This window comes from Paenibacillus sp. FSL P4-0127, assembly GCF_038007325.1.
Taxonomy (GTDB): Bacteria; Bacillota; Bacilli; order Paenibacillales; family Paenibacillaceae; genus Fontibacillus; species Fontibacillus macerans.
In genome coordinates this window covers 5429195-5441510 of record NZ_JBBOWY010000001.1, presented here as the reverse complement: position 1 = coordinate 5441510, position 12316 = coordinate 5429195, and the positions used below count along the sequence as shown (strand labels likewise).

The 12316-nt window shown below is 49.1% G+C and carries 9 protein-coding genes; all 9 read left to right on the top strand.

Annotation, left to right across the window (positions count from 1 at the left end):
• Position 1: 1 nt before the first annotated feature.
• The 9 genes from NYE74_RS24295 to NYE74_RS24255 all read left to right on the top strand — a co-directional run bounded on the left by NYE74_RS24295 (position 2) and on the right by NYE74_RS24255 (position 12316).
• Positions 2-1501 carry a phage baseplate assembly protein V gene (locus NYE74_RS24295; RefSeq protein ID WP_036624191.1) on the top strand — a complete coding sequence of 500 codons (1500 nt, stop codon included), beginning with the start codon at positions 2-4 and terminating at the stop codon, positions 1499-1501.
• Between the two features lie 16 nt (positions 1502-1517).
• Positions 1518-1946, top strand: a complete 429-nt coding sequence (locus NYE74_RS24290; RefSeq protein WP_316560924.1) for a hypothetical protein — start codon at positions 1518-1520, stop codon at positions 1944-1946.
• Positions 1883-2629 (top strand): pentapeptide repeat-containing protein, encoded by a 747-nt coding sequence (locus NYE74_RS24285; RefSeq protein WP_316560925.1) that lies wholly within the window; start codon positions 1883-1885, stop codon positions 2627-2629. Before NYE74_RS24290 ends, NYE74_RS24285 begins: the two co-directional genes overlap by 64 nt.
• A 15-nt stretch (positions 2630-2644) precedes the next feature.
• Complete coding sequence (locus NYE74_RS24280) at positions 2645-3175, top strand: hypothetical protein (RefSeq protein WP_051985575.1); 531 nt, start codon at positions 2645-2647, stop codon at positions 3173-3175.
• A complete protein-coding gene (locus NYE74_RS24275) occupies positions 3175-3555 on the top strand; it encodes a DUF4280 domain-containing protein (protein ID WP_051985574.1) in 381 nt (126 codons plus the stop codon). The genes NYE74_RS24280 and NYE74_RS24275 overlap by 1 nt, the downstream gene beginning before the upstream one ends.
• A 17-nt stretch (positions 3556-3572) precedes the next feature.
• Entirely contained in the window at positions 3573-3983 is a 411-nt protein-coding gene (locus tag NYE74_RS24270; protein ID WP_316560926.1) for a hypothetical protein, read from the top strand.
• A gap of 123 nt (positions 3984-4106) precedes the next feature.
• Complete coding sequence (locus NYE74_RS24265; protein WP_341005206.1) at positions 4107-9362, top strand: DUF6531 domain-containing protein; 5256 nt, start codon at positions 4107-4109, stop codon at positions 9360-9362.
• A 4-nt stretch (positions 9363-9366) separates the two neighbouring features.
• The gene (locus NYE74_RS24260) at positions 9367-9900 is read left to right on the top strand and encodes a hypothetical protein (protein ID WP_316560455.1); all 534 of its coding nucleotides are present in this window, start codon (positions 9367-9369) and stop codon (positions 9898-9900) included.
• Between the two features lie 313 nt (positions 9901-10213).
• Positions 10214-12316, top strand: coding sequence for an ATP-dependent nuclease (locus NYE74_RS24255; RefSeq protein ID WP_036624188.1), 2103 nt, complete (start codon positions 10214-10216; stop codon positions 12314-12316).

The window sequence follows — 12316 nt, the reverse complement described above, 5'->3', positions numbered from 1 at the left end:
CATGGAACAGACGCTGAATTCGTACATTGTGATCGAACCGTTTGAGCTGGAGCGGTTGCAGGAACTGAAGATCGACAAGCGGATGAACGAGCATGTCAAACTGACGTTTAAAGGGATCGTTCCGGAGAGCCGTAAAGACAGTTACGTGCAAATGGCTGACGCGCAGACGGAGATCGTGGTGAAGGAGGTCGATGAGCAAGGCAAGCGGGTGACGCTGTTCCACGGCATGATTCTGGATGTTGAAATCCAGATGGCTCAAGGGGTGCACTTCATTTCCGTGGATGCGGTGTCAAACACCTATAAGCTGGACTTACAGCCGGTGGACCGGTCTTTTCAGCAAATCGGTTTGGCCTACCGGTCCTTGATGAATCAAGTCATCGGCGCCTATCCCCAGGCGGACTTAATCGATTACGCGTCGAACGGGTCCTCGCTGGAGAGCATGATTTTGCAGTATCAAGAAAGCGATTGGCAACTGCTTAAGCGGCTGGCTTCGCATTTTCATACGGGGATTGTCCCCGCTGCCATGGATGAGCGGATCTTGTGTTATGTCGGGCTGCCCGAGCTCGGCAGCAAAGGCAAGCTGACCGTGCACAATTACCGCGTTCAAAAACGGATGGACCTGTATCAGCAGGCGCAGCGTGCCCGTATTCCAGGGGTCTCGCAGCATGATTTTGTGTTCTATGAAGTGGAGTCGCCGCAGGTGCTGGATGTCGGGCATGAGGTGGAGTTTAACGGGAAAAAGCTGCTTGTGAGCCAGGTCGGGATGGTCCTGGAACAAGGGGTTTTAAAACGCAGATATACGTTAGCCAGAGAAGGCGGGTTGGTGATCCCGAAACAGTATAACACCATGATCGTCGGTGCTTCGGTCCAGGGGCAAGTCCTCGCCGTAAGCAAGGATACGGTCAAGGTACATCTGAACATGGATTCAGCTCAGGATGAAGGAACGGCCTGCTGGCTACCGTACTCGACGATTTACGCATCTGCGGACAATGCCGGATGGTACTTCATGCCAGAGCAGGGGGATAATGTGCGGATTTATTTTCCGACGCATGAGGAGAAGGACGCCTTTGCCACCAGTTCAGTGGCGAAATCCGGAAGTTCCGGCGGCGGCGCTTCGGGTGGTGGAGCAGCCGGTTCGGGCGTAGGCGCGGCGAGAGCGGGGACTAGCGGCTCTGGCGGTTCGGCCGGCGCGGGAGGCAGCGATCCGATGCAGGACCCGGAAATCAAAACGCTCAAGACGAAGAACGGAAAAATGATCGTGCTGGCACCGGATTACATTATGATTTCCGGGGACGGTGTATCGATTCTGCTGGAGGATGAGAACGGCATCACCTTGACCAGCAGCAAGGATATTAAAGTGACCGCGACAGAAAATGTGATTTTGCAGTCAAAGAACATTACGCTGGCGGCGAGCGAGAAGGTGGAGATGAGCTGCAAGGACAGCTCGCTGGTGATCGAAAACGATGTCGTGCTGAAAGGAAATCAGGTGCGAAACAATTAGGACAGGGGGGAAGAGCTTGACGGATCCGGTAGTAGAACAGGAGATTGCCGCACTGCGGGACGCGCTGCTGCTTAAAGCCGACGGGATTTGGCGCAGCGGGATGATGGAGCCGCATTCCGCCGAGCTGATCGAAGCGTTTCGCAAGCTCTGCTTGCGTATCCGCGAGCAGCAGGTAGGCGGGACGAAAGCTGGAATCGCCTTTATTCATTTTTCTTATTTGCGGTCCTGGCTGCTGCAGGGGAAGCTGGTTTACAGCCTGGAAGCTTACGATGACCGCTGGTATGTGGACCGAAGCGAGTGTATGGAGCTGGTTGAACTGCCTTGGTTGCACTTGTTTTTACAGGACTTTAAGCAAGAATTGCGTAAAAAACTGCTCAGATTTTGCCTGAGCTGGACCAGGATGCGATCCTGCTGCGGGAGATCGCGGTTCTTCACCAGTTTGTAAGAGAGTGGATACGGCGGATTGTGCCGCGGCTGCTAGACCTGCCGGAATTCCGGCTGGTGGAGCGGGCCGATGTGCTTAGATTCCGCACCGGGGAGTATAAGGACTTCAGTGAACAGATTTGGATGGAAGACGTTTCGGAGAAGGATGCGGCGGTCCTGAAGCGCTGGCTGGAGCAAAAATTGCCGAATGTTTATATGAACAGCGACTTCCGTGGATTGAATTTGAGCGGAGGGAGTTATGAAGACATCGATCTGCGCTACAGCCACTGCACGGGGAGCGATTTTAGCGGTTCGCGGTTGCAGCGAAGCGTCTGTATCGGCACCGATTTTAGCGGCAGCAACCTGAGTGGCGCCGACTTAAGCCAAAGTTTGCTGTACGATGCCGATTTCAGCGGAAGCGATCTGCGCGGTGCCCGGTTTACGGAAGCTGTGGGCGGGGAACGGTTTATCCACGAGGGGATGGTGCTGGGGTTTGGCGGCGTCCGGTTTAACGATGCCAACCTGGAGGGAGCGAGCCTGCTGTATGCCGATTTGGGCGGGGCTGATTTTCAGGGCGCAAATTTAGCCGGGGTTACGGTGATGAAACAAGATTCCATGAAATGGCAGCTCAGCGAGGAGCAAAAGCGCAGCATCATCTGGATGGAGGAAGACGAAAACGGCGTTCCCGTACCGGCTGGGGGATAAGAAGGGAAGGTGGCTATGCATTATTTTTTACTGGAGCAGGATGAACGGAGCAAGCCGCTGCTGGTGATCGGCGGCCAGCGGGATAGCGATAGCGGCAGCGGTAACGGTGGGCAGGAATACAACAGTTTGTATGTCCGGGAGGAAGCGGAAGTCGAGTTTATCGATTACGTGGAGGGGCCACGGCGTCTGGTGTCCAACCGGATGAAGCAACTGCTGGAATTATATGAATTCGGCTTGGGCTGGACTTCCGTTATTCTAACGGCAAAAGAAGCAAAGCGGCAAGAGCTGTACTGGTTTTTGGAACCGAAAGAACGGGATGTGTTATCGAAAAAAAGCAAGCGCGATCAGTTCGGCAGGGTGACCGCGTTGGTCCTGGACGGAAATCGGCTGCGGCGGGAGCGGTTGTTTTGCGCGGAAGGGCATGTGGTTGTCCATCTGGACGTAGCCGAAAGCCTGCTGCGCCGGGCTTATACGGGGCTGCGTTTGATTCCGGTGGAAGTGGACGGTGGATTGGACATCTTAAGGAACCAGAAGGGGGCTAAATGATGGTATCTGCAAAAATGGCACGCACCGTCGTGCAGGAAGGGGCCAGCGAGGAGTTCAGCTACGTGGTGCGTGGAGCGATGCTGCGTTGCGCGTGCGGCAGTCATCCGAACATGCTGAATTTACCTACATGCCACGGCATGTATATCAAAGGCCAGCCGCTGATGAATGTGGCCGACAGCAAGGTCGACGATAATATTTCCACCTTCGGGGTCTGCGATGCGAGAGACAAGCCGTGTGAGCCGGAGGTGCATATGGAGTGGGTAAACGGCAAGCCGGACCTCTTGGTCGAGGGCAAACCCGCGCTGCTGAGCTGCTCTTACGTCAATTGTGTGCATCATGAGAATGGCATTATTTATGTGGAAGACGACGGTCAGAAATAAAAGGAAGGAGGAGCGGGATGCTGGATCAAAAAGAACGAAAGTACGAGAGTCTGACGCTCCGGGATCTTTATCTAAAGTGGCCTTACGGCCAGCTTCGCCTGGAACGGATCAAGATTATCCGCCATCCAGGGGATCACGCGCGAATGCTGCTGCGGGGCCTCTTGCCGGAGCATAACGGCGAGCAAATTGTCGAGCGGGCAAGCAGTGACGATCCTATCGGGTTATGGGGGCATGGCCGAGACGGCCGGCAGGACTATCCGCTGTTCCTCGGGCAGCTTCATCAGCTTGACCTGCATGAGGTGCAGAATAATCAATACGTGGAGCTGGTCGTGATCTCGCCTACATATCAACTGGATGTTGAGCGCAAAAGCCGCTCGTTCCAGCAGATGAATATGCGCTACCGCGAAGTCGTCGATGAGGTGTTATAGCCTTATCGGCACCAGCTTCAGGAAAATACGTTCGATACGTCGCGGTCCATCGGCAAGCTGCTGCTGCAGTACGAGGAAACGGATTGGGAGTTTCTGCAGCGAGTCGCTTCTCAAGCGGGGGCGGTGTTAACCCCGGATGTGGCCGGCCATGAGGCGCGGATCTGGATCGGAGCCCCGGCCGGATCGGGGCGGCTGAAACTGCCGGAAGGGACGGCTTACCGGATCGGACGCAAGGTTGACGCTTTCTTGACTGCGATTGCGGCGCCGAACGAAAGGCTGCAGGAGAGATCTTTTACCCGTTGTGTGGTCAGACTGGAGCAACTGCTGCAGTTAGGCGATCAGGTGGAACTGAACGGAATATGGTTTACGGTGATGGGCCTGGAAGCGGAACTACACAAGGGAATTCTGGAGTTTGATTATTTGTGCGCTCTTCCGGAAGGGATCCGGCAAAATCAGCGGTATAATCCGTATCTGGTCGGGCTTGCGGTTGAAGGCAAGGTCATCGGGGTCGCACCGAACAGGGCCAAAGTGCATCTGGATATAGATCAGGAGCAGGATGAAGCGGAAGCTGTCTGGTTCCCTTATTCTTCGCCGTTCAGCCACTTGCTGCATACGATGCCGCAGGTCGGGGCGCGGGTTAAGCTGTATTTTCCGGGAAAAGACGAAGACGACGCGATGCTGATCAATTCGGTGCGCACGCCTCTGTCCGCCGGCGGGGAAGCGGCCGCCAAAGCCAATCAGAAAATGGCCGATTCCACGGTAAAGTCGTTTACGACCAGCTATGGTAAGGATTTTATGCTGGGGCAGCAGGACATTTCTTTTACGGCCAAGGAGGGCTCGCTGTTCCTGTCGATTCATGAAGATACGGGGATAGAGCTGCATAGTGAACAGGATATCATCTGGATGGCGCCGGAGGAGATCGACTTTAGCGGATTTAAGCAGTTTCAGGCCGTCGCGGAGGAGGAGATCATCGTCGTCGGCAAGGGCGGCAGCGTGATCATTAACGACAATGTGGAAACATCCGGCGAGGTCATTGTGGCCGAGGGCCGGGATCGGCAGTCGTTTGCGAAGCTGACCAATCCGGAAGCCGAGCAGGCGAAGATCGATAAGGAGAAGGAAGGGTTTTGGGATAAGGTTCAAATGGGGCTGGACGTGCTTGGCATGTTGCCGGGCGTCGGCGCCGTATTTGATGTGATTAATGCGGGGGTTAGTCTGGCGCGCGGCGATTTTGTCGGCGCGGGGTTATCGCTCGTCTGTATGATTCCCGGGGTCGGAGACGCCTTTGGGGCCGCCCGCCTGGCGGGGAAAGCCGCCAGCAAGATCGGCAAAGCGGTGATGAAGGTTGGCGGCGAGAAAGTATTGAAGTTAGGCAAAAGCCAGATGGACAAGGTGCTCACGGCCGCGAAAAAGGTCATGGGTCAGACCGATGTCATTCAGAAGCAGGTCGCGGAAAAGCTGGCGAAAATGCAGGACGAGCTGGCGGAGAGAACGGGCAAGCTGGTGCAAGCGGCCTTGGAGAAATCCGGTTTGGATAAGGCGTTGACCGCTCTAAATCACAAGGTACTGGCTAATTTCAATTGCACGAAAAAGCTTAAGGATAAGTTTTGTCACTGGGGCTTTGAACCGGTGGACTTGATCACCGGGGCGATGATGAGCCAAGCGACCGACTTTGAATTCCCTGGCCCGCTGCCCTTGGTCTGGGAACGCCGATGGATCAGCGACAGCCGGTTCAGCGGATGGCTGGGCCATGGCGTGCATCATGCGCTGGATATGCGTTTAGCCGTGTTGAAGGAGGGCATCGGGGTACTGCTCGGCGATGGCCGGGCGGCGGCGTTTGAACTTCTGCATCGTGGCCGCGTGGAGACGTTTAACCGCTCCGAGCGGTTGACGCTGCGCCGTATGGGACACAACTATGCGATGTTTGAGCATGAGCGGCGGTTGACGTATTATTTTGCACCTGTGACCGGGAACGGGGGTTGGCGGGCACCTGCCGCGTTAGCCGACGGTTCGCCTCGGGGTATGGAAACGGGTTCGAAGGCGCAGGGGATGCTGCAAGCAGAAGCGAAGGAACAAGCTGAATCGAAGGTGTGGGCTATAACAGCAGGAGCGAAAGTAAAGGTCGGAGCGGGAGCCAAGGCGGAAGTTGAAGCGGATGTAGACACTGAAATGGAAAATGAAGTTTCCGTTCCGTACCAGTTGGTGCGGGTAGAAAATGAGCTCGGACAGCGCATTGAGCTGCATTATGACGAGCGGGGCTTTTTGCAGCAGGTCATCGACAGTGTGGGACGGGTGCTGGATATCACTACGGATACGGCGGGACGAATTACGAAGGTCACCCATTTGTACCGCACGAATCCGGACAGCCCGCTGAGCGAACGGCGCGAAGTGTTGGTGCAATACCGGTACAACGAAGCGGGTGATCTGATCGCCATTACGGACGCGCTGGGCCAGACGACGTATCAAACCTATGACCAGCATCTGATGACCGAGAAAAAGGATCGCAACGGGTATAGCTTCTACTGGCGCTATGACGGCCCAACCACGGGAGCGCGCTGCGTGCATACGTGGGGCGAAGACGGGCTGCTTGAAGGGCGCATCGCTTATTTTGACGGATACAACGAGGTGACGAACAGTCAGGGGCATACGACAAAGTATGAATATACGCCGGAGTATTACTGTACAGCGATCACCAACCCGCTAGGCGGCAGATACGAATATACCTATAGTGATACGGCCGACCTGCTGAGCGAAACAGATGAGAATGGCCGATTGACGCAGTATGTGTATGACGAGCTTGGACAATTGGTTCAGACGATCCAGCCGGACGGCGGCAGTTGGCAGTATATGTACAGCGAGCAGGGGCAACTGCTGCAAGTGACCGACCCGGAAGGCGGGAGCCAATCGTGGGATTATGATGAACAGGGGAGATTAAACAGGGTCGCTAGCGCGGATGGGACCGTGGCAACGTTCATGTACGATGAACGTCATCGGATTTGCGAGGTGCGGAACCCGCAGGACGCGGCGACGTTGCTGACGTACGACGATCACCATAATCTAACCCGAATGACGCTGCCGGATGGAACGAGTGCCGAGTGGAGCTACAATCACCGAGGAGAATGTTTGCAAACAACGAGTCCGCTGGGCGCAAATCAGTATTTTACCTACGATGCTTTGGGACGGGTAGTCCGGGCCGAACTGCCGGATGGCAACGTGGTCAAGCTGCAGTATAATGCGTACGAAGATGTCATCGTCGCGGAGGATTCCAAGCAGCGCGTTACGTTCGGGTATACACCGCTCGGACAAATGACCTGGCGCGAAGCAAAAGGCAAGCGGGTTGAGCTGGTATATAACAACGAGGAAGAGTTGACGGCAGTCGTTAATGAGCATGGGGAGCGGTATGAGTTGGAACGTGATGCCAACGGTGAAATCGTTCGAGAAACCGGGTTCGACGGCATCGTCAGACAATATGTGCGTAGTCCTGGCGGTGTGCTGGAAAGGGTAGAGCGTCCCGGCGGCCGGTGGACGGCATTCAGCTATGATGACATGGGCCGCATAACGCAAACAGCCTACAGTGACGATATGACCGAAACGTTCAAGTACAACCGGATCGGGGCTTTGCTGGAGACCACCAATCCGTTTGCCACGGTCAAGCTGGAGTATGATGCAACCGGCCATCTGATCCAGGAATGGCGCGACAAATATTGGATCGCCAGCAAGTATGATGAACTCGGCAACCGGACGGAAGTAATCAGCAGCCTGGGTGCTCGCATCAAGATAGACCGGGATATGCTGGGTCAGATTAGCCAGTTGCAGGCAGAGCAAAAAGTGCAGGAGCAAGAGCAGGCTGGTCACGGCCCAGCCGGAACGGGCATACCTTGGACTGCGGAAATGATCTATAACAAGCTGGGTCAAGAGATCGAAAGGCTGCTTCCCGGCGGAGTAGTGAGTAAATGGCAATACGATATTATCGGAAGACCGGAACGGCACAGTGTTAGTAGCGGTGGCCGCGAAAGCCGAAAAAGAAGGTATGCCTGGGATATCAATTACCGCCTGAAATCGCTGACGAACGAACTGACAGGTAAGGCGATCCGCTATAACTATGACGATTTCGGCACCTTGATCGGGGCTAGCGACGAGTTCGATAAAATCTTCCGCATGGCGGACGATGTAGGGAACTTGTACAGCAGCGGCCATCGCACGGACCGGAAATACGGCGCAGACGGGCGATTGCTCGAATTCCAAGGAACGAAATACAACTATGATGAAGAAGGCCAACTGATCGAAAAACTGGAGCAGGACGGCAGTCGCTGGTGCTATGAGTATTACGGCAACGGCATGATGAGCAGGGTCGTTCGTCCAGACGGCAAGGAAGTGGTGTTCACCTATGATAGCCTAGGACGCCGGATTGAGAAGCACTTCAACGGCGTAGTATACTGTTATATGTGGGATGGGAACCAAATTTTGCATGAATGGACAGCGGTGAGTAAGCAGGACAAGCATGAGGAAAAACTGGAGTTTGACTTAGCTGCACCTCAAGGAGCGGCAGAAAAATTTAGGTCCCTATTATCTCAACCTTCTCCACAAGAGCCCGACCCTACCACAATGACGACCTGGGTGTTTGAAGACGGAACCTTCCGCCCGGCCGCCAAAATCACGGCTAACGGTACGTACAGCATCATCACTGACCACCTGGGCACCCCGGTAGAAATGTATAATGAACATGGGGAACGAGTATGGTCTTGTCAACTGGACATTTACGGCAACGTCCAAAATATTTATCTCCAGGGCAAAAGATCCGATTGTCCGTTCCGTTACCCAGGTCAATATGAGGACGAGGAAACAGGCCTGTACTACAACCGCTTCCGCTACTACTCGCCGCATGAGGGGATGTATACGCAGCAGGACCCGATAGGGCTGGCAGGGAATAACCCGACGTTGTATGGGTATGTGGATGATCCGAATGTCTGGGTTGATGAGTTTGGGTTAGCCAAAACCCCAACGTATAAACTTCAAAAATTATGGAAAATGTTTACCGGAGAGAATGCATCTGGAGATATACATCATGGTTTTCCGGAACAATATAAAGATATTTTTAAACAAATGGCAGACATTGATGTTAATGATCCTAAATATTTTTACGATTTAAGCAAGAAACAACATACTAAAAAGCCTGGAATTCATACTAATAGTAGTAAGTTGGGTAAAAACTGGAATATTGTTTGGAAGAATATTTTGAATGAATCTAAAATTAAATTTTCAAATGCTTCAAAACAAGAAATGAAAACTTATTTTGAGATGGTTTTAGACAGTATGGCAAAGAAAAGTAAAATAAACTCCAGAAGTTCCACGTCAATTAAAAATTATTCGTATAAGAGGTGAGACTGTGTTTAAAAAGAGAAGCTTTGAGGAAGTAGTAAACGGATTGCAAAGAAGAAAAAACTCAATTGCTGTTAGCGAATTATTTCCGAAGGAGTACTTATGGGTTTGTGAAAATTTAGCTGATAATAAAATATCCGAAGACTGCATTCTCCTTTCGTATGAAAAAGCAAAACAGTATAACAAAGATTATCGTAAAGATTTTACTGAATTTGACGAAAATTTTTGGATATTTGGGGAAAGCGGACAAGGGGATCTATGGTTAATTAATTTAAACAATAATTTTAATAGTTTGATTTATTTCTATGATCATGACATTGGAGGTTTTCTTTCTGAACATGCATTGAATTTAAATATAAATTTAGAAGAATGGTTTATATTGGCTGATCTAATATCACAAATGGAAGGACTTATAGATACACAAGCCGACATTTATTTTGATGAATATTTGAACCTTAAGGCCGAGTATAGACAAGAGCTGCTTACTGAAATTGAAGAAATAAAAAAAGGGTTATCGAGTATTTATCCATTTGAACTATAAACCTTTTAAAGTCACAAAAATAATTCAAATGAGCGCGGGGTATACTGAGTTTGACTTACGTGGGGTGGTTGATTATTCCAGCACGGAGTCGGAGGTCTATCTCGTGCTTTTTTTATGTAATCTACATATACACTTTCGATAAATAATGACATTATACTGTGATGATTTATGGGTTGTGACACAATACACAGATGAATAATAGGACTGCCTTATGTTGCATTTTATAGTGTAATAGACCTATATAGAAAACGAGTATTATGGTAGAATTTCCTATTAGAAGAAACAGGATAATACTACGAATGGAGGATTTTTTATGCATATATCCAGTCTGAAAATCAGGAACTTTAGAAACTTCAAGAGAGCTAACTTTATTTTTAAGGAAGGCGTTAATACAATAATAGGTGCCAATGGATCGGGAAAAACAAATGCCTTGTTTGCACTTAGACTCATAATAGACGATAGTTTACCAAGATCGTCTACAAACCTGCTCGATACGGATTTTAACCGTTCTCTTTTGAATTGGCGTGGGCATTGGATTGTCATTAGTCTGCATTTCGATAACCTCTCTAATGATGATTCGTCTCAAGCCCTCGTTTTTCAGGGTACGCATACAACTGAAAATAGCGGTTCATTAAATCTTTACTTTAGGCCAAAGTACGAAGTTCGTAAAAGATTATTTGAAATGAGTCAGGAATTTGTGGAAGATGAACAGTTTTTAGAGTACCTCTCATCTATAAAAATTAATCAGTACGAATCAGTTTTATATGGGAGAGGATTAGCTGACTTTAGTCAGGATGATGTATATACAACGTTAGTTGGTGACTTCTCTAGTTACAATTTTCCTAATCCAGATGAAGAAGATAATAGTCTCCTTGGCACACCTGCTAACCAATATGTATTTAAAAATGATTTTGCTTGTACATATGCTAAAGCCCTAAGAGACGTAATAGGGGATTTGAAAAACCCACGAACATCACCGTTGCTTAGAATGCTAAGTAACTTAAACATTAATGAAACAAGCACTGAAACTGTCAGTAGAACGATAAAAGATTTAAATTGGCATATAACTAACTTACCAGAAATTAGAGAATTGGCAGATGGAGTTTCTCAGTCATTACATAAAACAGTTGGTTACACTTATGCGCCTAGAATCGAAATCAACTCAAACTTATCTGATGATTTCAAAAATACTTTAAGAGCATTAAATATAAAAGCTGGTGAATTTGCAGGTGAAGACTATATTGGTGATTTATATGAAATGAGCCTGGGTGGGGCTAACTTGCTTTACTTAGCTCTGAAACTCGAGGAGTATAATCGACTTGACCATGAACAAAATAAAGCAGCTCATTTCTTGCTAATAGAAGAACCCGAAGCTCACTTACACAACCATATCCAAAAAACCTTATTTCAAAAATATCATGACCATGAAAACACCCAAATTATATTAACGACTCATTCAAGTCATATTTCTTCATCGTGTTCACTCGATTCCGTAAATATTCTATATGTTGAGGACAATTGCTGTGAAGTTTCACAACCTAGTAGTGGATTGGATGTCGACGATGTAAAAAGAATTGAACGTTTTTTAGATGCCACAAGATCGACATTGCTATTTGCAAAGTCTGCGATATTGGTTGAGGGCGATGCTGAATTAATACTCATTCCTGAAATGGTAAAGAAGGCATTTGGAATTACGTTGGATGAAATAGGAGTTAGTCTAATTAATGTTGGGAGTACACAATTTACAAATTTAGCAATCCTGTTCTCTAAAGAACGAATTAGAAGAAGATGTGCTATAGTCACGGACAATGATATTTCAATCGTACCATTAAATGACGAAACGTATGCGGATAAAGAATTTCAAAAAAAATGCAAACAATCGCAAGAGTCTGGAGAAGAACGAAGAAAAAAACTTGATGAGTTTTGCCAGGACAATAGTTTTATTTCGGTATTTTATGCAACTAATACATTTGAAGTGGAATTACTTAAGGAAGGAAATAGAAACGTTATAGAAAATGTTATAAGAAAAGATATTTACAAACGAAAAACGGATCAAGATAGTTCTGTTGAAAAAATAAATAGCCCGGATCTGAGTGTTTACGGGAAAGAAATTCTGCGTTTAGCAAATAAAGAAGGTAAAGGATGGTTAGCATTAGCTATTGCAGCTAGGTCAGATAAGAATGTTGTATTTCCTGAGTATTTACTAGAAGCGTTAGCATTCGTTGCCACTTTACAAAAAGATCAAATTACATCGGTTATTAAACATCATTTGGGGAATGGGTATAAAAGCTTTATTAGCACAGTTAAGATGCTTTACGGAGAGAAACCAACTGAGACGGAGATTATTGAATCATTTTGTTCACTTCATAAAGATAGTATGGTAACTAAGTTTATCACTTTGATGGGGAGGGGATAG

What these genes read in the sequence shown, in the direction of transcription:
- NYE74_RS24295 (WP_036624191.1), top strand. Translation starts at nt 2, where the DNA reads ATGGAACAGACGCTGAATTCGTACATTGTGATCGAACCGTTTGAGCTG.
- NYE74_RS24280 (WP_051985575.1), top strand. Translation starts at nt 2,645, where the DNA reads ATGCATTATTTTTTACTGGAGCAGGATGAACGGAGCAAGCCGCTGCTG.
- NYE74_RS24255 (WP_036624188.1), top strand. Translation starts at nt 10,214, where the DNA reads ATGCATATATCCAGTCTGAAAATCAGGAACTTTAGAAACTTCAAGAGA.
- NYE74_RS24270 (WP_316560926.1), top strand. Translation starts at nt 3,573, where the DNA reads ATGCTGGATCAAAAAGAACGAAAGTACGAGAGTCTGACGCTCCGGGAT.
- NYE74_RS24275 (WP_051985574.1), top strand. Translation starts at nt 3,175, where the DNA reads ATGGTATCTGCAAAAATGGCACGCACCGTCGTGCAGGAAGGGGCCAGC.